The sequence below is a fragment of the Bradyrhizobium sp. CB3481 genome (genome assembly GCF_029714305.1).
Taxonomy (GTDB): Bacteria; Pseudomonadota; Alphaproteobacteria; order Rhizobiales; family Xanthobacteraceae; genus Bradyrhizobium.
This window is the reverse complement of sequence record NZ_CP121647.1, coordinates 5,354,351-5,374,008: the sequence shown is the minus strand read 5'-3', so window position 1 is coordinate 5,374,008 and position 19,658 is coordinate 5,354,351. Positions and strand designations below refer to the sequence as shown.

Annotated in this window: 12 protein-coding genes and 7 pseudogenes; 14 read left to right on the top strand and 5 right to left on the bottom strand. The window is 56.9% G+C overall.

Features of this window, described 5'->3' with window-relative positions:
• The first annotated feature begins 1 nt into the window (after position 1).
• Positions 2-1,119 (top strand): annotated as a pseudogene (locus QA643_RS26185) (IS110 family transposase).
• Between the two features lie 769 nt (positions 1,120-1,888).
• On the opposite strand, the pseudogene QA643_RS26180 reads toward QA643_RS26185, so the two are convergent.
• Positions 1,889-2,209: pseudogene (locus tag QA643_RS26180) on the bottom strand (transposase); the annotation flags it as partial.
• A 121-nt stretch (positions 2,210-2,330) separates the two neighbouring features.
• Between QA643_RS26180 and QA643_RS26175 the strand changes: the two are divergent.
• Positions 2,331-3,379 (top strand): annotated as a pseudogene (locus QA643_RS26175) (IS110 family transposase).
• Between the two features lie 233 nt (positions 3,380-3,612).
• On the opposite strand, the pseudogene QA643_RS26170 reads toward QA643_RS26175, so the two are convergent.
• Positions 3,613-3,866: pseudogene (locus QA643_RS26170) on the bottom strand (transposase); the annotation flags it as partial.
• Positions 3,867-4,219: 353 nt separating this feature from the next.
• On the opposite strand from QA643_RS26170, the gene QA643_RS26165 reads away from it, so the two are divergent.
• The 5 genes and pseudogenes from QA643_RS26165 (at position 4,220) to QA643_RS26145 (ending at position 6,654) form a co-directional block, all read left to right on the top strand.
• Positions 4,220-4,639 (top strand): transposase, encoded by a 420-nt coding sequence (locus QA643_RS26165; protein WP_283028674.1) that lies wholly within the window; start codon positions 4,220-4,222, stop codon positions 4,637-4,639.
• Positions 4,636-4,812 carry an IS66 family insertion sequence element accessory protein TnpB gene (gene tnpB / locus QA643_RS26160; protein WP_283028673.1) on the top strand — a complete coding sequence of 59 codons (177 nt, stop codon included), beginning with the start codon at positions 4,636-4,638 and terminating at the stop codon, positions 4,810-4,812. The genes QA643_RS26165 and tnpB overlap by 4 nt, the downstream gene beginning before the upstream one ends.
• 229 nt (positions 4,813-5,041) lie before the next feature.
• Positions 5,042-5,497 (top strand): annotated as a pseudogene (locus tag QA643_RS26155) (IS66 family transposase); the annotation flags it as partial.
• Positions 5,498-5,651: 154 nt separating this feature from the next.
• A complete protein-coding gene (locus QA643_RS26150) occupies positions 5,652-6,461 on the top strand; it encodes an IS66 family transposase (protein ID WP_283028672.1) in 810 nt (269 codons plus the stop codon).
• On the top strand, positions 6,352-6,654 hold the full coding sequence (locus QA643_RS26145; protein WP_283034937.1) for a transposase: 303 nt from the start codon (positions 6,352-6,354) through the stop codon (positions 6,652-6,654). The genes QA643_RS26150 and QA643_RS26145 overlap by 110 nt, the downstream gene beginning before the upstream one ends.
• Before the next feature lie 14 nt (positions 6,655-6,668).
• On the opposite strand, the gene QA643_RS26140 is transcribed toward QA643_RS26145, so the two are convergent.
• On the bottom strand, positions 6,669-6,794 hold the full coding sequence (locus QA643_RS26140; protein WP_283035102.1) for a hypothetical protein: 126 nt from the start codon (positions 6,792-6,794) through the stop codon (positions 6,669-6,671).
• A 59-nt stretch (positions 6,795-6,853) separates the two neighbouring features.
• Positions 6,854-6,972: pseudogene (locus QA643_RS26135) on the bottom strand (transposase domain-containing protein); the annotation flags it as partial.
• A gap of 1,552 nt (positions 6,973-8,524) precedes the next feature.
• On the opposite strand from QA643_RS26135, the gene QA643_RS26130 reads away from it, so the two are divergent.
• Entirely contained in the window at positions 8,525-8,782 is a 258-nt protein-coding gene (locus tag QA643_RS26130; RefSeq protein ID WP_283028671.1) for a hypothetical protein, read from the top strand.
• A gap of 153 nt (positions 8,783-8,935) precedes the next feature.
• Positions 8,936-9,721 (top strand): methyltransferase domain-containing protein, encoded by a 786-nt coding sequence (locus tag QA643_RS26125; protein WP_283028670.1) that lies wholly within the window; start codon positions 8,936-8,938, stop codon positions 9,719-9,721.
• Positions 9,722-10,338: 617 nt separating this feature from the next.
• Here QA643_RS26125 and QA643_RS26120 read toward each other — a convergent pair.
• Positions 10,339-10,449: pseudogene (locus tag QA643_RS26120) on the bottom strand (CopG family transcriptional regulator); the annotation flags it as partial.
• A 1,263-nt stretch (positions 10,450-11,712) separates the two neighbouring features.
• Here QA643_RS26120 and QA643_RS26115 point away from each other — a divergent pair.
• The 5 genes from QA643_RS26115 to QA643_RS26095 all read left to right on the top strand — a co-directional run bounded on the left by QA643_RS26115 (position 11,713) and on the right by QA643_RS26095 (position 19,573).
• Entirely contained in the window at positions 11,713-12,642 is a 930-nt protein-coding gene (locus QA643_RS26115; RefSeq protein ID WP_283028669.1) for an NAD-dependent epimerase/dehydratase family protein, read from the top strand.
• 11 nt (positions 12,643-12,653) lie between these two features.
• Entirely contained in the window at positions 12,654-13,940 is a 1,287-nt protein-coding gene (locus QA643_RS26110) for an NAD(P)/FAD-dependent oxidoreductase (RefSeq protein ID WP_283028668.1), read from the top strand.
• A gap of 1,559 nt (positions 13,941-15,499) precedes the next feature.
• Entirely contained in the window at positions 15,500-17,413 is a 1,914-nt protein-coding gene (locus QA643_RS26105) for a UbiA family prenyltransferase (RefSeq protein ID WP_283028667.1), read from the top strand.
• A 75-nt stretch (positions 17,414-17,488) separates the two neighbouring features.
• On the top strand, positions 17,489-18,817 hold the full coding sequence (locus tag QA643_RS26100; RefSeq protein WP_283028666.1) for an FAD-binding oxidoreductase: 1,329 nt from the start codon (positions 17,489-17,491) through the stop codon (positions 18,815-18,817).
• Positions 18,818-18,826: 9 nt separating this feature from the next.
• Entirely contained in the window at positions 18,827-19,573 is a 747-nt protein-coding gene (locus QA643_RS26095) for an SDR family oxidoreductase (RefSeq protein ID WP_283028665.1), read from the top strand.
• Positions 19,574-19,658 lie beyond the last annotated feature (85 nt).

Sequence of the window (19,658 nt, the reverse complement as noted above, 5' to 3'; positions counted from 1 at the left end):
CGTGGATCATCATACCGAGGTCTTTGTCGGAATCGATACGTCAAAATCGCGCAATGCAATAGCCATTGCCGGTGGCGGCCGTGGCGGCGAGGTCCGATATCTCGGGGAGTTTTCTGCCACGGAGGCAGCGATCCGAAAGCTGGTGGCAAAGCTTGCAGCGAAATGCTGTCATCTGACGTTTTGCTACGAAGCAGGGCCGACAGGATATGGCCTCTACAGACTGCTCAAGAGCCTCGGCCATGACTGCCTGGTGGTGGGCCCCTCGCTCGTTCCGAAGAAGGCCGGCGATCGAGTGAAGACGAACCGGCGCGATGCGGTAAGCCTCGCCAAGCTGTTGCGCGCGGGCGAGCTCACCGCGGTGTGGGTGCCGGACGAGCGCCATGAGGCTATGCGCGATCTGTCGCGTGCCCGGCAGGCGGTGAAGAAGGACCTCCAGGGCAAGCGTCAACAGATCTCGTCATTGATGCTGCGGCTGGGACGCATCTATCCGGGCAAGACAACGTGGGGACCAGCCCACATGAGATGGCTGATGTCGCAGAAGCTCGAGCATCGCGAGCAGCGCATCGCATTCGAAGAGTTACTTGAGGGGATACGCCAGGAAAGTGAGCGGATGGAGCGTTTGGAAGATGCCATCCGCGAGGCAGTACCCGAGTGGTCGCTTGCTGAGATTGTCGCGGCCCTGCAGGCGATGCGGGGGATTGATCTCATTGCGGCTGTGGGGGGGCTGGCCGAGATCGGTGATCTCTCCCGCTTCAAGATCCGCGCGAGCTGATGGGCTATCTGGGTCTGGTGCCCACGGAAAACTCGACTGGCGACAGGATCAAGCGAGGCGGCATCACCAAAGCCGGTAATGGGCGGGCGCGACGTATGCTTGTGGAGGCGGCCTGGAGCTATCGATATCCGCCGCGCGTGAGCCGAGACAAGCAGCCAAAGGTGGAGACCGCGCCGAGAGGCGCGCGCGAGATTGCGTGGAAAGCGCAAACCAGATTGTGCGGACGCTTCCGCTCACTCGAGCGGAAGGGCAAGCGGCGAACCGTAATCGTCACGGCGATTGCCCGCGAGCTATCCGCCTTCATTTGGGCAATCAATCGCGAGCTCATGGCACCTCGACAGGCGTAACGTCGTTGGGGGCTGTGGACCGTTCGAGTCGTAGGTGCGCTCGACCGGCCCACAGCCCCCTTTGTTGCAATCAGGATCAGGGGTAGTCGCAGACATCAATCGTGCAGAGGTGAAGGCGAGACCACGGCAGGGGAAATCCTGAAACCCATTATGTGGCCGATCATCTGATCGACGCCCGACGCTAGACCAGGGACAGCCCCAGACGAAAAAACGGAAATGCGGTATCCAACCTGCGCATCAGAGCCTGTTCACCGACGTCTTTGGGTCCCGCCTTCTCCTCTGCACGGTCCATCGCGGCAAGAACTTCACGATGAGTCCTCGTGGAGATGGGAAACCGTGCGCTGTGTGCTTGACTGGGGACATCAGAATGGGATGGTCCGCGGGAATTTCAGATATTTTGTGTAAGAGGCCTCTGTGAAGGTTGAATTGCAGTGGTTTCTTGCATCAGGCGGACATTTCATCGATCCCATGGTGGCTAACAGTGGCCGGGCAGCAAGCTCTGTCAAGGCCGCAGCCGCCACAGGCGGGGGCCGCAGGCCCGCCTTTACAGAGCTTGCTGATCGGCCAAACTCGGGCCGCCGGATAAGATGGCTGATCGACACTTTGGTCATCGCGCCGATCCCGGAAAACGCGAGCCGAACTGAATGGCGAACTGGCCCATGGCGGCAGTCCACTCGACGCCTCGCCGCCACCTCAATCCGGTGTTCTTGATGGCGAGATAAAGCAGCTTCAACGCCGCGTCGTCGTTTGGAAAGCTGCCGCGGGTCTCGAAACGGGTCTGGCCCTTGGCGATCAAGAACGGCTCAAAGCTGCCGGCCCGGTCGCGTGGCACCGCGATCTCGATCTCGCCGTCCTCGGTCAGGATTGTCTTCGCGCTGGTCCCGTTGCGGCTATTGCCGCTGCCGCGGCCGGCCGGGTACCCCTTCTCGTAGCCAAGATGATCGCTCAGCTCCGCACCAAGCGCCCGCTCAATCAACGCCTTCTTCAGCTGCTTGAAAAGTCCGTCTGCACCGGTGAGGTCTTCAGGCTTCTCATAGTTAGCGAGGAGTTGATCCAGCAGTTCAGGTGTAATCGTCGTGTCCGTCGTCATGTGAGTCTCCTTTGTAAGGTAAACTCACAGAAACCTACTTACACATTCTTTCTGACACCCTCTAACCCGCCCCGTCCTCCTCCATCATGATAGGAAGGTCAGATCAAAAGAGGAGAGCATCATGACCCATCGCAATTTGCCGCGACCTGCAGCTGTCTATGGAATCGACATTGGCAAGAACCTGTTCCACGTCATTGGCCTGAGCTGCGACGGCACACCTGTTCAGAAAGTTCGCTGTCGACGGGACACCCTTCTTCAGTTCTTTGCTCGCGCACAGCCAAGCATAGTTGGCATGGAATCCTGCGCCGGTTCACAGTGGCTCGCCCGGAAGATACAGGCACTTGGTCACAAGGTGCGCCTGATCCCCGCGCAATTCGTGAAGCCCTACGTGAAGTCAAACAAGAACGATATCATCGACGCCGAGGCGATCGCTGAGGCCGCGACGCGCCCGACGATGCGCTTCGTCGCCGTGAAGGAGGAGGACCAGGTCGATCTTCAAGCGCTGCATCGAATCCGTGACCAGATGGTCGGCTCGAGGACACGCCTGATCAATCAGATGCGGGCTTTCTGCCTCGAGTACGGCGTAGCTTTGCGTCAGGGTGCCGGAATATTCAAACTCGAGTTGCCGCGCGCTTTGAATGACGAAGGAAACGATTTGTCACCAGTGATGCGTCGCCTGGTCGGCGATCTCTTCGCCGATCTCCGCCGCCTCGAAGAGCGGATCCGCGAAGTGACACAGGAGGTCGAAGCGGTCGCCGATCGAGAGGACGTCACACGCCGGCTAATGACAATCCCTGGTATCGGCGCACTGGGTGCGACCGCTGTACTTGCCGCGATCGGTGATGGGCTGCAGTTTCGCAAGGCCCGCGACTTTGCTGCCTGGCTGGGGTTAGTGCCCAGGCAATGACCGGCGGAAAACAGACGTTGCTTGGCGTCAGCAAACGCGGCAATCGCTATGTGAGAAAGCTTCTAGTGCATGGCGCGCGATCCTGCTTCCGGCATCTGGACCGGACGCGTGATCGCTTAGGAAGCTGGCTCGACGGGCTCCAGGCTCGGATGCATCCGAACAAGGCCGTTGTCGCTCTAGCCGCCAAGATGGCCCGCATTGTCTGGGTGGTCTTGAACAAGCCCGGAGCTCTCTACGAACGCAGAGATCCTGCTTTGACCTGACGCTTCTGGCTTCGATTGCAAGGCTCGGGAACAGTGATGACGAAACAGTGGATCAACATGCCGTAAGCCCTGTGCAAAAAAGCGGGCTTCGTGCCCGAACCATTTATTGGGAACGGCGTGCGCGGATCTCATCATGGCCTGGCTGCAACAGCAGTCCACTCGCGAGAAGCCGGATACATTTATGCAACTGGAAGCGTCATTTTTGCTGTTACGAACGGGGCGGACCATACATTTTTTGAAAGCAGCTCGCGGAGGGCGGCGTCGAGCATCTGCTCGGCCAGAAGCTTCTTCAACTCGCGTTCTCCTCTTCCAAGGCCCTCAGCCGCTTCGCCTCGGAAACGTCCATGCCGCCGAATTTGGCCTTCCAATTGTAGATCGTCGCTTCGGAGATCCCATGCTTGCGAGCCAGGTCAGCCATCTTCGCTCCCGCCTCATGCTCCTTCAATATCGCGATAATCTGCTCTTCCGTGAACCTTGCTCGCTTCATCTGTCCGTCCTTCCTCGGGCCGGACTCTAACTCCTTCTGGAGGAAATACTCAGTGGCAGGTCACGACAGATCAAACGCTTGTTGGAGCTTCGGACGCAGCATGGCGGCTGCTGCCGCCGCCATCGCGACGTGAGCCTTCTCTTTGTAATCGCTTATGCAGACGAGGGCGTTGATTGCACGCGCTGCGCAGTGCCGAAAGCATTTTGGGGCTTGCTGCCGCACGAACACTCCGGCGCGTCGTATCCATTCGGCGTAGGCCGCAGGCTCCTCGGCTGTAAGCGCTTAGCCGATACCCTGGGTTCGGGGTTAGATTAGATGTGCGAAGAAGCCTCCGGCTTGAACGGAGGTTTGGGATGGGATTGGACGGCAAAAAGGACGTCCATTTGGACAGCTCGTCAGTTGGGGCGGTCAGCCGGCTTGAGGTGCTTGAAGGACCCTCCGGGCGTCGTGTGCGTTCGGAGGCCGAGCGGGCTCGGATCGTCGCGGAAAATCTGCTGCCCGGTGCTCAGGTGTCGGAGGTGGCGCGCAGGCACGGGGCAACGCGTTGGCAGATTTACGATTGGCGACGACGCTTTCGCCGGCGAGGCGAATTGCCGTCGTGCGAGGCTCCGCAGCCGCCGTTCGCGCCGCTGGTCGTGGAGGAGCCGTTAGAGCGTCATGTTCCGGCTGTCAAACTCGAGATTGCGATTGGCGACGTCGTCGTGCGGACGGACGCGGCCATTGACGGCGAGCAACTGTCTCGGTTGATTCGCGCGGTGCGAGCGTCACGATGATCGCGCCCGGTGCTGATCTGAAGATTTACATCGCGACGCGGCCGATTGACTTCCGCTGTGGCTATGATGGGCTGGCTGCGAAGGTACAGCAAATGCTTGGTCTGGACCCGGTTAGCGGCGCAGCCTTCGTGTTCCGATCGAAACGAGCGGACCGGATCAAGATTTTGGTCTAGGATAGAACGGGCCTGGTATTCGTGCACAAGCGCCTTGAAGGCTGCAAGTTCGTTTGGCCAACGATCGCGGACGGTGTGATGCGCGTATCCCCGGCGATGTTCGCGGCTTGTTCGAGGGTCTGGATTGGAGGTTGGTCCGCCCGGAGCAAGCGCGGCGCCCGTAGGCGGCTGGATAACTGCGGCAGAGTGACTCGGAAGCTATTTTGAACGTGGCGCGTGCGGCGGCGATGTGCTCGAAATAGCGCATGAGCATCGCGGCGCTGCGCGACGAAAACGAACGCTTGAAGGCGCTTTTGGCGCAAACGCAGACGGCCTTGAGCGAGCAGGGGGCGCACTGGCGGCGTCGGAGGAAGCACGGCGTCGGCTGGAGGTCATTCTCGGCGAATTGCGACGCGAGAAGTTCGGCGCGAAGTCCGAGAAGCTGCGACCAGATCAGTATCATTTGCCGCTCGAAGACGTGGAGATCGCGCAAGGCGTCCTGGACGCCGTGCAGGAGAAGGCGGCCGCGATCATCCAGGGCCGATCGCGCGGCGGATCGGATCAGGGTTCTCGTCGCAATCGGAGCTGCTTGCCTTCTCATTTGCCGCGGGTGGAGCGGATCATCAAGCCTGCGAGCACGCTTTGTCCGTGCGGTTGCGGGGCCATGACGAAGATCGGCGAGGACGTCAGCAAACGGCTCGACGTGATCCCGGCGCAATGGCGCGTGCTGGTCACACGCCGCCCGAAATACATCTGCCGCCGCTGCTCGGGCCCTATCGTGCAGGCGCACGCACCGGAGCATGTCGTGCCGGGTGGACTACCGACCGAAGCGGCGATTGCCCACGTGATCGTCTCCAAGTTTGGCGCACCATACGCCGTTTTACCGTCAGGCCGAGATCTATGCGCGCCAGGGAATCCGGCTGGATCGGGCGACCCTGGGCAATTGGTCCGGCCGCGCCTGCTTCCATCTCCAACCCGTTGCCGACCACATGCGCCGCCATCTGGCCGCGGCGGATCGTCTGTTCATGGACGAAACCACGGCGCCGGTGCTCGATCCCGGGCGTGGTCAAACGAAGAAGGGCTACTTCTGGGCGATCGTCTCCGACGACCGCGGCCACAGTGGCCCAAGTCCGCCGATCGTGCTGTTCCGATATGCCCCCGGTCGCAGCGGCGCCTTTGCTGAGCAGTTCCTGGACGGCTTTAATGGACGCTTCCTGGAATGCGATGCCTATGACGGTTATGACCGGCTGAGCGAAGTCGCTCGACCGCAAGGGCCGTGGACGCTCGTGCATTGCTGGAGCCATTTGCGCCGGCGCTTCGTCAAATTGGCCCGCAACAGCAAATCGCCGATCGCCGAGGCGGCCATCCGGCAGATCGCACAGCTTTACGCCATCGAAGCCATGGTACGCGGTTCATCGCCGGACATCAGGCTGTCCGCGCGCAAGGAGCACTCGCTGCCCATCATCGAGGCGTTGAGGCCGTGGTTCGAGAAGCAGCTGTCGGTGATCTCCAGCGGCTCAAGGCTGGGACATCCGTTACGCGCTCAATCATTGGCAAGGGCTGACCCGCTTCCTCGAAGACGGGCGCCTCGAGCTCGACACGAACCCGGTCGAGAACGCCATCCGGCCAGTCTGCCTGACCCGAAAAAATGCGCTCTTCGCCGGTCATGAGGTCGGGCCTGAAAATTGGGTCTTGCTTGCGTCGATCGTCGCCACCTGCAAGCTCAGCGACGTCAACTCGGCCGCCTACATCGCCGAAACACTCGAGGCGATCATCGACTGCCATCCCCACAACAGGATCGAAGACCTCAGGCCCTGGCAGTTCCGCAAAACGTCAAGCCAGTGCCAACAGGGTGGCGGCTAAGCGCTTACCCTCGCCTAAGCACCCAGGGTTTCTTTGTGGAGCCTGACAAGCTCGATTAGCTTGTCGATTCCGAAGTCGGTGAATGCCTCGCCATCTTCTCCGACGCCATAGACCCAAATAAACCCGTCCTCGATCTCCATTTCAAGATATCGGGTCCTAATTTCGTTCTCGTGTGGTCATGGCGCCTGAGCGAGAGCGTTGATGGCGGCGTCCAAGTCCAGGATAGAAGCTCGTGCAGGCGATGAGCTGGGTGGGCGCAATGCGAGCAAGGACATCGGTCAGCCAGGCTTGCCGATCGACGCCGTTCATTTTGGACGTTTGTGCCGACTGCCGAACTATGTGAATGGTTTTGGGAAGAGCCTGTCGTTTGCGCGTGCGTGCGGCTGGTGGACTGGTCGTCTTCCCGCTCCCATTCGGCATAGTCTGGCGCCCTACAGCGCCTCAAGGAAGGCGAGCCGGCGGTCACTTGCCTGAAAATGGGTTCGCTTGCGGCGCTCGTACGGCTTGAGCTTTGTATGTGATTGCATCGCTTAGAGCCGTTCCGTTTGAAATCGATCGTTGGGGCGCGTCGATGTCGCGGTTGGCGCGTTCCAGAGGGCTTTGATGATGGCGCTGAGGCTATCGTTGTCGCGGTTAAGGCGAAGGCCAAGGTGCCAACAACTGAAATTTGCTTACGCACGCTCTAATCGGGTTGGCCGGAACTCCACAAGATTCATCTCGACGATCAGCCATGGTTAGTTTCTGATTGGCGGCCTCGTGGTTGCGTCTTTCAGCTTCATCGTAATCTAGGCTTTGGTGTGTGTACTGGAACGATTTTCCAGTTGGCCTTTCGTGACCTACCGCCTCGGCCTCGAGCGTTATCGTTCTCGTGCGAATCGCGGTTGAGCTCTGTGAAGGGTCCCGGAGCATCGCCGATTCGCCGACGTGCGCATAACTTTAGGCGGTTATCCTCTGAGTTCTGGCTAAAACGCGCGTCCCTGGTCCACGCTGTTGGCTCATTCGATACTGATCTGCATAGTCGCGGTACTTTAATCCTGCCTGACGGGGCAGCGGGATTAGTAAGTTCCTATTCGGCGGGTTACAACGCCAAAGCATTCTGGCGGCGCGAAACGCACGTGTCGTGTCCATTTTCCGACGTCGGTACAAAGCCCCGCGCGCTCACCGCGCCGGCGTCTTGGCGCGCCGCGGACGTCTTGAAGACGACTGATCAAACGTTTACGCGCGCTGACGCAGCTGGCACGGCCGTTGATACTGAAATGCCCAACACAGGAGTGAGGGCTCACTGCACGCAGACGCATCGGATACTCTCCTTGCCTTGAAGCCGTGTGGCCCGTTCCGAGTGCGAAACAAGCTCGCGCACAAAATCACGTAAGCTTGGCAATAGCTTTCGAGAGTCAGTGGAACTGCGCTTCGGGTAGCGGTGCGTTCAATCAATGTGGAGATCTGGCTACTGGCCAGCGCCTCACGAACTTCCAGCCCGAGAGGGAAGGACACATCGTCGAATTTTGGGGTGGCAATGCCCCATTTGGTGCAGCTACAAGAAAATATAAGGACGGCGGACAACTTTAGTCGTCGGGTTCGCTGCTCGCGAAGAAGCTCCAACGACGGACCGCGCCTGAACTCAGTTGAACGCCGATTGACCGAGTTCTTGAGGCTGAACGATTGGATCGCGGCACCGGCGAAATAATCAGCTTTGGATCGCTCCCGATTTGTCTCTCGGGAATGCTCCTCGTTTGTCGTAAATCGTGACGGTCACACCGCCTTTATCGGTTATCCAATGGAACTCAAAACGTTTGCCGGCGGCTTTAGGCATCTGGCGTGCCAGCGATGAAGCTGAAGTAACCGAGACGAAAGGGGTCGCCGAAGATCAATGCAGAACGCACGCAAGCAAGGGGTTGACCGACCAGCCCGTGCCACACTTGCGCCGGCGACGAAGGCTGCGGATTGGACAAGGCGCTTCGGCGGTGTCGCGTTGATGTCCGACGACATCAGCTGCCGCGTCTTTCATGCACATCTGTTGTTTCACAAAACGCATGACATCGCTCGCTCCGCGATCGACCAAAAAGCCGATGTGTCGATGGCCGGGGCGATGCGCGAACTCTTCGCTCCAGAGAAGGACAACTCCTAATTCCCGCCTGCCGAGCTTTTTCGGAAGCATTTGTCCAAGCACTTGCCGGCAGCTGGCACTGAAATTGCTCGACGGTACGGAAGCAAATCGTTCACGTCTATGTAGACGATTTTCGGCCAAGGCATGAGGCGCTCTCAACGCAGCAGGTGAGTGATGACTGAACTACATCCCTATTCAGAGGAGTTTTTTGAGTACATTGACCGCCGTGCGCTTTCATCAGCAAAGGAATTCGCAAAGCTTGTTGTGCCGCTGTTGAGCCCTTCTTCTATCCTCGACGTCGGTTGCGGACGTGGTGCGTGGCTTCGCGAGTGGAAGGCGGCCGGCGTCAAAACTGCAAAGGGTGTAGACGGGCCATACGTTCGGCTGGACTCCCTTCACATTCCACGAGAAGATTTCTTCCCTGTAGATCTGTCTACTCCATTTCGTCTAGGCGAAAAGTTCGACTTGGTAACAACTTTCGAGGTCGCCGAACATCTCGATCCATCATGTTCCGACACCTTCACATCTAGCCTTACGGCGCACGCCGATATCATTGCGTTTTCGGCGGCAACACCTGGGCAAGGTGGCGAAAACCATATCAACGAACGGCCCCTTGTGTTTTGGCAAGAACGGTTCTCCTCGCTTGGCTACGAGGCTTATGACGTCATTCGCCTTGCGCTGCAAAACAACAGAGCAGTGGAGCCCTGGTATCGGTTCAATACGATTCTATACGTCAAGGAGGAGCTCGCTGATCTATTGCCGCTCGCAATTCAGAAGACTCGAATCACGCCGAACGGGTTAAAAGAGGTCGGCGATCTGCGTTGGCGATTGCGAAAATCAGTGCTACGCCCCCTGCCGATTTCGGCAGTAACCATGCTTGCGAAGTTAAACTATCGCTGGCTGAATCTGGTTAACCGAAGAAAGCTAGCCAAGGCTTCGCGTTCCGTTCTCAGCTGTTAGGCTTTTCATTTTGGAAGTCATTAGGCCATCGCGGCTAGCTCTCAATGCTTGTTCACGGCTTTACTGTCCGTCAGGGCGTCTTCTGAAGGCAGGTTTTTAGGCCGGTTGTGGCTTCGACACCACGAGATATTTCGTTCGTTCGCTCGAAACTATCCTCTGCATTTGAGCGGGGCTTCGGCATCGGCATGTGCTCATTTCGGATATCGAGATCGGTAGGACCACAGAGCGCCACCGGCCGACATATCAGGATTTCCAGAGGCAGTGGTTTACGGCACATCTCTGCTAATCTCGGTCGAATCATCACTTTCTCCGTTCTTCTGAGCTTATTGCCGTCTTGGATGCATCGGCTCGTATTGCATGGTCTTCGTTGCTGCTGGAACTTCCCGTACGTGCGCAAGCTGCTTCTTGCGAGGACCACTTCACGTCGGCGGCACCCGCGATAGGTCAAAATGCCCAACCTCGGCGCGGCAGCGATGCTTCCCTGTCGTATCCTCAAACTACAAATTTCCGGCTCGATCGTCGGGTTGTTTCGGCGCCCGTCTTCTAGCTAGGTTCTCGATTTGTAAGTGCCTCTAGCCACAACCGTATGAACAAGCCCAACCTCGCGGGGGGAGGAACCCAACATCACGCTTGAGCCGCCGCATATGACGCAGTGGCCGATCGAGACGACGGACAAAGGCGGCCTCTCGTCGAGTCGCGTCGTCCGGCAATGACGATCGGGCTGCGGCATGGAAGCCCCCGGAGCGCAATGGCGCGCGACCAAGGGAGAACTGGTGCTGCCGTTGGCAGACTCCCTTACGCTATCTGATTTGGTAGCTGTCCAAGCGACGTAGCCATTGGTTAAATTGCTTTTACCACGGCGCCGACCCGCAAGCTTTGTACAAGCATCCAGTCCGGTCCAATGTCGCCAAGCTATGCTATCGTGCTGCCTCTCCTGAGCGGTCTGATGCGTATCCAGGGCGGATCAAAATGGCGAACAAAATTCAACAGGGGATCGTCCGCTCTCTCGGTGGTCGCCCGATTGGACGCTCTCGGAAGACTGAGATCGACCTCAATTACATTCGTCAGGATCTGGCGCAGATCATCGTATGGCAGGCCAACGCGCTTGACGAGAATCGGCCGGAGGCGGTCGAGCCGGAGGCGCAAGACCAACCAGCGCTCGGCGCGCAAAAGTGTCGCGCAGCTCGTCGACTGCGGTTCGTTCTTCGAACGCGGCATCGTTCCCATGCCCGTACAGGGGCGGCGATCGCTCCAGAAGCTGATCAAGAACACGCCTGCGGACGGGGTCGTTGGGGGCGTCGCAGCCGTCAATGCCGCACATTGCGACCCGGAAGCCGCTGCATGGTCGTAGCCTATGACCGCACCGCGCGCGCCGGCATTCATTGTCAAATCAAGCAGAGGAAGATCGATCGCATACTGAGGTCGGCGCGCCGTGGCGGATGCCGCCGGTGTTCTACGCGGAAGGCGGGCAGGTTGGCCGACCGATACCTATCGGTTCGGATAACGGGCCTGGATGGGTACAGTATGCCGAGCTTTCCAGCCGGGTACCTGTGGTCGGCGTCGTGTCCGGCTACTGGTTCGGTGGTAATCCGGAGGTGCTGGGCCGCTGCGACATCATCATTGCATCGAGAAGACCTTCATCTGTGCGACTGGGCTGGCCACGATCGAGGGCGGCTGCCTTGTCGGTTATCATCCTGCCGGAGTAGGCCCGATCTCTTTCTAATCGCCAAGCGGACGTCGTCAAAAAGTCAGGAGGAAGCTACGTGCACGGCACAGAAGTACCTGTCTTCGGTTGCTGGTGATCGTGGATGCCGATCTAACTACATTTGCGGTGCGGCAGCGCGCCTGCGGCCTTAGTGCAAAGTATCAGCCACTGGTTGCACGATTCCGACCGCGCGCGGTAGTAGTCAAACCGGGACCAACGTCTGATCAGATGATCATCCGCTCGGTGCCCCCGGTTCTCTTCCACAGACTGAACCCCTAGGATGCTGATGCGGAAGATCATTATAACCGGAGCAGCGGGTCTGGTCGGCCAAAACCTCGTGGCGCGGCTAAAATCGCGCAACGATCTAGAACTTGTTGGCATCGACAAACATAAGGCTAACATTCGCTTGTTTCGCGAAACGCATCTTAACGTCCCAATAATTGAGGCGGATCTCGCACTGCCAGGATCGTGGATTGACAGCTTTGCCGACGGCGATACCGTAGTTATCAATCAGGCCCAGATCGGGGGGAGGCGTTACCAAGACTTCGAAGCTAACAACGTCACGGCCACCAGGAATGTCCTCGCTGCCATGCGAGTCCACTCCGTCCCATATTTCGTTGGAGTATCGTCGTCAGTAGTCAATTCAAAGGCGGATGATTTCTACACCCGATCAAAGAAAGCCCAGGAGGGGCTCTATGTGGCTAGTGATTTACCGCATGTCATCCTTCGTCCGACCTTGATGTTCGGCTGGTTTGATCGGAAGCACCTTGGCTGGCTCCGACACTTTATGGATCGCACACCCATTTTTCCAATCCCGGGCAGCGGCAAGTTTACCCGCCAACCGTTATACGTCGGGGATTTCGTGTCCGTGATTATCGCGGCCATCGAGCACAGAAAAACAGGCACGTTTGATATCTCGGGACTTGATAAGATTTTCTATCGCGACTTGATCGTCATGATTCATGAGATCGTGAAGCCGCGCTCGAGGATCATCCAAATCCCCTATACCTTTTTCTGGGCGCTGCTTTGGCTGTACGAAAAGATCAATAGAAATCCACCGTTTACGACGACCCAGCTTGAGGCCCTGGTTATACCTGAGACATTTCCGGTCATTGATTGGCCAAAGGAATTCGGAGCTAGAGCGACACCATTGGAACGTGCGCTCACCGAAACTTATCTCGATCCTGCATATTCCTCGATCACCTTGGCATTCTAGGAGTTGTGAGCATGAGCCAGATCGCTGTGCTGGGGGCTGGCCCCATGGGGCTCGCAGCCGCGCAACGCGCCGTTACACTCGGCCACAAGGTCGACCTGATCGAGGCTGACGAAAGAGTCGGCGGTATGGCCGCGCATTTTGAGTTTTCCGGGCTCTCGATCGAACGCTTCTACCATTTCGTGTGCAAGTCGGATGCGCCCACGTTTGCGCTGATGCACGAACTTGGTATTTCGAATAAAATACGCTGGGTAGACACTTCCATGGCCTACTTTACTCACGGCAACGTCCACAAATGGGGCGATCCACTTTCCCTGCTGCGCTATCCGCATCTCTCTATGATCGAAAAACTACGCACCGGTCTCCAGATGTTTCTGACGACCAAAGCAAGGGATTTCAGCCGGATCGAACATTTGACCTCGCGAGAGTGGATCGAACGTGGGTCGGGTAAGTCCGTGTACAATAAGTTGTGGAAACGACTTCAGGAACTGAAATTCTATGAATTTGCTGACGAAATCTCGGCATCTTGGATTGCGGCTCGGATCAAACGCATCGGAAATTCGCGCAGGTCAATTTTCCAAGAGCGGCTCGGCTACATTGACGGCGGATCGGAAACGCTGCTCGAGGCTATGGCCGATGATATTCGACGCAAGGGCGGTGGTATCCATCTTAGGACGCCGGTAGAACGCGTTGTCGTGAAAGACGGCCGCGTTCGTCTGGTGCAGGCGGGAGACACGGAGTTTGAAATCGAGGCGGTGATCTCGACCGTGCCAATCCCTCTGGTCAATCATCTCGTGCCCGACTTGCCGCAAGACTGGAAGAATAAATACGCTGCGATCCGAAACATCGGAGTTGTGTGCGTGGTGTTCAAACTGCGTAAGTCTGTGACGCCCCATTTTTGGGAGAACATCGTTGCGGAGGATATCGACATCCCAGGCTTAATCGAGTTTTCTAATCTCCGGCCGCTCGCGGATACGATCGTTTATGTTCCCTATTATTTGCCCGTTACCCAACCAAAATGGTGCTGGAAGGACCAGCAGTTTATCGATGAGGCGTTCGGCTATATCCGTCGTATCAATCCGACGATCCAGCCTAACGATCTGATCGATGCGAACGTTAGCCGCCTTCGTTATGCCCAGCCTGTGTGTGAACCGAATTTTCGTAACAAACTGCCTTCGGTTCAGACTCCGATTAAGGGTCTGCAGATCGCAGACACATGCTTCTATTATCCGGAAGATCGTGGTGTAGCCGAGAGCATCCGCCTTGGCCGCACGATGGCGGAGGCCGCCGAACGATGCTGAAATCCCTTTGAGCAATCCCCAGCGATGGACCATTCGAAATCTTACGCTGCCGATAATCTGTGCGAGGAAATAGTTATGAACGACCTGTTCACTATCTATAGCTCGAGATCTCAACCGCCGTATTACGAAGAGAAGCGCGTTTGGCGGCTAGCTCGCGCGGAATCCTTCGGAGCGAATTCGACGACTGGCTTGTAAATCTTGCGGATTCGTCAACCATATCGGCGCGACCAAGGCACATGGCATGCATCAATCTAAATCCGGACGCGCAGTCGTTCCGATCTCTGGATATCGAAATTTTTAGACGGCCATGATTATTTATAGAACCTAGTGCGGCAAGTTTGCATCGCGCTTACGTCAAGCGAAAATGCGGCTTGCGATGGCCTACCTTCCAATATGCAAGATCTACTTGCAGGTTCCGGTGCCGTGGAAACTCCACAAATTCCTTCGTGGCTAAAAAATGTCCCCAGGTTGGAGACGTGCACCATCGCTGGAGTTGCTGTGAAAAATCGGTTTGCACGATTTTTAATCGTAGGCGTTCTCACTGCGGCAGTAAACATACTAAGTCGTATCTTGATCTCTAAATCCGTGCGCTTTGAGTATGCTGTCGCGCTGGCTTTTCCCATCGCACTGACGTCCGCTTTTCTGATGTCGAAAATTTATGTCTTTCAGGCTTTTGAAGGCTCCGCGCGGCGACAGTATCTCCGTTTCCTGGTGGTGTATTTTGCGGCGTTCGTCCAAGTGTGGCTCGTGAGCATTGGCTTGAGGTATTGGATAACGCCAGCCATCGGGTGGGCGTACCACCTTGAACTCGTTGCTCACACGGTAGCGGTCTGCAGTCCCGTATTCATGACCTATCAAGCTCATAAGGTTTTTACCTTCAGGCAGAGATAGAGAGATCATTCAATGATCTTGCCCGGCGAAATGACGCTCATGATCACGCGCGGATGCGGCACGATGTGTTATCTTGCGCAACAGGTTGCAGCGTGGAAAAAGCGTTTAAAAAGACTCTATCCGGCTTTCCTTGTCATAGGTCCCTTCTGGATCGCCAACTCATGGATACTTATCTCTTCATGCAGCACAATCTGCAGTGCTCGCGAACCACTTAATCATTGTCGACCACGAACACGGCGCCGTTAGCCCACCGCCTTCGCTCGTTATCCGCTCTGCATCGTAGCCACTTTCTGATCCTGCCTGAAGGAGAGAGATTTGAAAATTCCGTTCGGCGGCTCACAGCGGCAAGCCACACCGCTGCGAGCGGCGTGTCGCGCGATTCGTGTTCAGCTTCTGACATCTTACAATGCCCGTCAGACTCACAACACTAGTTGTCTTGAAGCTGCGTGGAGGCTTTCGGAGCGTCATCAGGCGCTTAATGCGCGCGAACGGCAGCTGGCACGGCTGTTGCTATTAGATGCAGCAACACTGATGGAGCGGTGAGTGCACGCAGACGCAAGGCGAGCGATGCTCTCCTTTTCCTTGAAAACGGTGTGCCCCGTTTCTGAGAGAAAAGCGAGTTAGCGCATAAGCCCGTGCAGCGTTTGGCAACTGCTTTGGAGGGCAACATGGTACTGCGTGTGGGGTCGCTGGCTCCTTCGATCAAAGCGGAGAGCTGGCTGCGCGGCCAGCCCCTCACGAGCTTCCAGCCCGGGACAGTGTACATCATCGAATTTTGGGCGACGTGGTGCATGCCATGTATGGCGACGATGCCCCATCTGGTACAGCTGCAAGAGAAATACGAAAATAGTGGACTTCAGGTTGTCGGAGTCGCAGCTCGTGAACGTGCTCGAACTGCGGATGAGGCTCGAACTAGCTTGGAAGCGTGGTTGACCGAAAACCTGCCGGATGTGAACTATCGAATCGCATTCGACTACACAGGCGAAATGAATAAGCTTTGGATCGAACCGAGTTTTTCTTGCGGGATTCCCATCTCGTTTGCCGTCGATCGTGACGGCTACATTGCCTTTATCGGTCGTCCGATGCAACTCGATGACATTTTGCCGAAAGTTCTCGACGGCATCTGGCGCACCAGCAATGATGGTAAATACGCTGATACGGGGTTTCCCTGCGAAAAGCCGTTGGTCGTAGATCTAGACGGATCGTTGCTGCTAACGGATCTACTATACGAGTCGTTTTTAAACGTACTGCCTCTTGGGTTGCACGCGAACCTTGCAGCGCTCCGCGCTCTGGCCGATGGCAAGGCAGCCGTAAAGCATCAGCTTGCCCAGGCATCCGAATTGGACTATACGACGCTCCCGTACAGTACCTGCGTTATGGATCTAGTCCAGGCAGCCAAAGCCCGGGGCAGGAAGGTTTATCTGGCTACAGCAGCCAACGAGAAGCACGCGAAGGCCGTCGCGGATCACTTAGGCGTCTTCGATGGTTGGTTTGCGTCTGACGAAAAAACGAATTTGTCGGGACCTTTGAAGGCCGAGATACTCTCGGCTGTCTTCGGTAAGACCGGGTTTGATTACGTTGGCAACGGTCCCTCAGATTTCCCCGTGTGGGAGATTGCCGATAAAGCCTACGGTATCGACCTTTCCAATTCGGTAAAGACTCGGCTCGTCGAGCTCAAGGGCAATTGCGTCGCGTTAGACAACAGGAATGTGGGCAGGTGGGCGTGGTTCAAGGCCCTGCGGGTCCACCAATACGTCAAGAACCTCCTGGTTTTTGTGCCATTGCTGGCCTCCCATCAATTTACGTTGCCTAACATCATCACAGATGTGATCGCCTTTCTAGCTTTTTGCGCTTGCGCGTCAGCTGTCTACATCCTCAACGATCTACTAGATCTTAGGGATGATCGTGCGCACTCTAGCAAGCGCGCTCGACCCTTTGCGAGTGGCCTTCTCCCACTTCGGACCGGTTTGCTTGTGGTTCCGGGGCTTCTCCTATTTTCCCTTATGCTAGCAACCACAATCTCGCTTAAGTTTGTCGGCGTATTGGTAGGCTATTTTCTATTAACAAGTGCTTATTCTATCTATTTGAAACGCAGGATGCTTCTGGACGTTATTGTGTTGGCAATGCTCTACACGACACGCATTGTTGCAGGTGGCGTGGCAGCTGAAATTCAAATTTCGCAATGGCTTTTCATTTTCTCTATGTTCATCTTCACATCGCTCGCGCTAATCAAACGGTACGTTGAACTGGCGACGAGGCTCGACCAGCGCCTCTCTAATCGTTCAGGTCGTGACTACAGGATCGGCGACCTTGATATCGTTGCCGCCTTAGTTGCTGCGGCTGGCTTAAACGCTGTCACGATCTTTGCACTCTATATTAGATCTCCCGATGTGCAGATGCTCTATCGTCATCCCGACACATTGTGGCTCATCTGTCCAATTCTTCTCTATTGGATAGGAAGGGCGCTCATGATGGCACACCGCCGTTTAATGGATGATGATCCTATTGTCTTTGCGCTGAGCGACCCTATCAGCGCAATTGCCATCGCCTCGATGGTCGCCGTAGTTATCGTTGCCATTTGACGCATTCGAGAGTTTCTAGTTGCGCCGAAATCCTGCTTTATTGCGAGCTGAGCGAAACATGAGGACCTCAGGACAGTGACAGCGATTTCGGGTTGGGGCCGGTATCCCATTATCGACTCCGAAATGATCCATCCCCGTACAGCCGATGCCGCCCGACGCGCGACGGCACAGGGCGATCAAGCCGTCGCCCGCGGCAATGGCCGGGCCTACGGGGACGCAGCCATCGGCATTCGCCAGACGATCGCGCTTACTCACCTCAATCGGATACGAACTTTCGATCCGAAGATGGGTCGTGTGACCTTGGAGGCCGGCCTGCTTCTCTCCGACGTGATTGCGACGTTCCTGCCGCGCGGATTTTTTCCCTATGTCGTTCCCGGCACAAGTTTCGTTAGCATTGGCGGCGCTATCGCGGCCGACGTCCACGGCAAGAACCACCACAGTGAGGGCGGCTTCGGTGGCTATGTAGATAGCCTGTTATTGGCGCTGCCCACGGGCGAAACGCTTCTCGCTTCGCGTGACGAGCATCCCGATTTGTTTCGCGCGACAATTGGCGGAATGGGGTTAACCGGTACCATTCTCGAGGCGACGATCAGGTTGCGTTCCGTCGAGACAGGCTGGGTCGTCCAGCGGACCATCGTGGCCGATTCTCTCGGTGCTGCCATCGCTGCACTGGAGAGTAGCGAGAGCGTCACTTACTCAGTGGCATGGATCGACTGCTTGGCGCGCGGTCCCCATCTCGGCCGCTCGCTGATATTTCTTGGCGAGCATGCCGCTTCTGAGCAACTCGATGAAAAGCAGGCCGCAAATCCCTTTCCGCTGCGAAAACGTTTTTTGTCGATGCCGGTCGATGCTCCCTCGTTCGTGTTGAACAATAGGACCGTTGCGGCCTTCAACGAGCTCTATTTCCGGGCCGGAGCACGCAAAGTAGACTCCCGCACTCTGCTCCCCGCTCATCTCCACTTTTTTCCGCTCGACGCAATCGGCAACTGGAACAGGATCTATGGTCGGCGCGGCTTCGTTCAGCACCAAAGCGTGCTTCCTTCCAAGAATGCCGAAGCCACCTTGGCCGAAATGCTCGAACGCATCGCGAGACGCGGCGGATCCTCGTTTTTGGCCGTTCTGAAGAAGCTAGGCGCGGGAAGCGGCTCCCTGTCTTTTACAATGCCGGGCTACACCCTGGCGCTGGACTTTCCGATCGCGGGCGATACGTTTTCCTTCCTCGATGAGCTGGACGAACTCGTCGTCGCCGCAGGAGGCAGGCTGTATCTGGCTAAGGATGCCCGGCAATCACGAGCGACCTTTGAGGCAGGCTACCCTGATCTGTCTTTCTTTCGCGAGATTAGACGGACGATCAACCCGTCCGGAAAATTGCAGTCGCGCCTTGCCCAGCGAATTGGAGTTTGAGAGGAATAGATGGATGATGCCAAAAGAGCCGTTCTTATTCTGGGGGGCACGTCGGACATTGCCAGGGCGACAGCACATGTCTTTGCCAAGGGCGGGTGGACAGTTCGGCTCGCCGGACGCTTCCTGCCTGAACTTCAGCGCGACGCCAACGATATTTCGGCTCGCACAGGTCGCCAGGTTACCATCCACCAATTTGACGTGCTTGATACGGGTTCATTTGTCGCCTTCGTCGACGCGCTGCCCGACCTTCCGGATGTCGTAATTTCGTTTGTGGGCCTCGTTGGCGAGCAGCCGCGCGCCGAAATCGATCTTGATTATGCTCGACAGATCATGCGCTCAAACTATGAGGGCCCGGCGCTGATCCTCAGTCTCTTTGCGGAACGATTTGTCGGACGCGGACATGGGTCCATTGTCGGAATCTCGTCTGTTGCGGGAGATCGAGGACGGGGCTCCAACTATTTCTATGGTTCTGCGAAAGCGGGGCTCACGGCGTTTCTTTCCGGCTTGCGCAATCGCCTGGCGATCGACAGCAGCATTCATGTGATGACGGTCAAGCCCGGTTTCGTGCGAACCAGAGTGACGGACCATATGAAACTGCCGGCGATCTTCACGGGTGACCCGATCGAGGTAGGCGAAGCAGTGCTGAATGGCCTTAACCGACGCAAGAACGTAATTTACGTTCGATCCATCTGGTTTTTGGTGATGCTGATCATCCGCCTAATGCCGGAACGGATTTTCAAGCGACTTAAGTTGTGAAGGCGAGGCGGTAGCTCGGACGTGATTGGGTACTGGTTTTCAGATGTTGCAATGATAGCGCCCATCCGGCGGATATTCGAAGCGC

Excerpts from the sequence above, each read along its gene's own strand:
- QA643_RS26130 (WP_283028671.1), top strand. The coding sequence starts at position 8,525 with ATGCAGAACGCACGCAAGCAAGGGGTTGACCGACCAGCCCGTGCCACA.
- QA643_RS26095 (WP_283028665.1), top strand. The coding sequence starts at position 18,827 with ATGGATGATGCCAAAAGAGCCGTTCTTATTCTGGGGGGCACGTCGGAC.
- QA643_RS26165 (WP_283028674.1), top strand. The coding sequence starts at position 4,220 with ATGGGATTGGACGGCAAAAAGGACGTCCATTTGGACAGCTCGTCAGTT.
- QA643_RS26110 (WP_283028668.1), top strand. The coding sequence starts at position 12,654 with ATGAGCCAGATCGCTGTGCTGGGGGCTGGCCCCATGGGGCTCGCAGCC.
- tnpB (WP_283028673.1), top strand. The coding sequence starts at position 4,636 with ATGATCGCGCCCGGTGCTGATCTGAAGATTTACATCGCGACGCGGCCG.
- QA643_RS26115 (WP_283028669.1), top strand. The coding sequence starts at position 11,713 with ATGCGGAAGATCATTATAACCGGAGCAGCGGGTCTGGTCGGCCAAAAC.
- QA643_RS26125 (WP_283028670.1), top strand. The coding sequence starts at position 8,936 with ATGACTGAACTACATCCCTATTCAGAGGAGTTTTTTGAGTACATTGAC.
- QA643_RS26105 (WP_283028667.1), top strand. The coding sequence starts at position 15,500 with ATGGTACTGCGTGTGGGGTCGCTGGCTCCTTCGATCAAAGCGGAGAGC.
- QA643_RS26140 (WP_283035102.1), bottom strand. The coding sequence starts at position 6,794 with ATGGAGATCGAGGACGGGTTTATTTGGGTCTATGGCGTCGGAGAAGAT.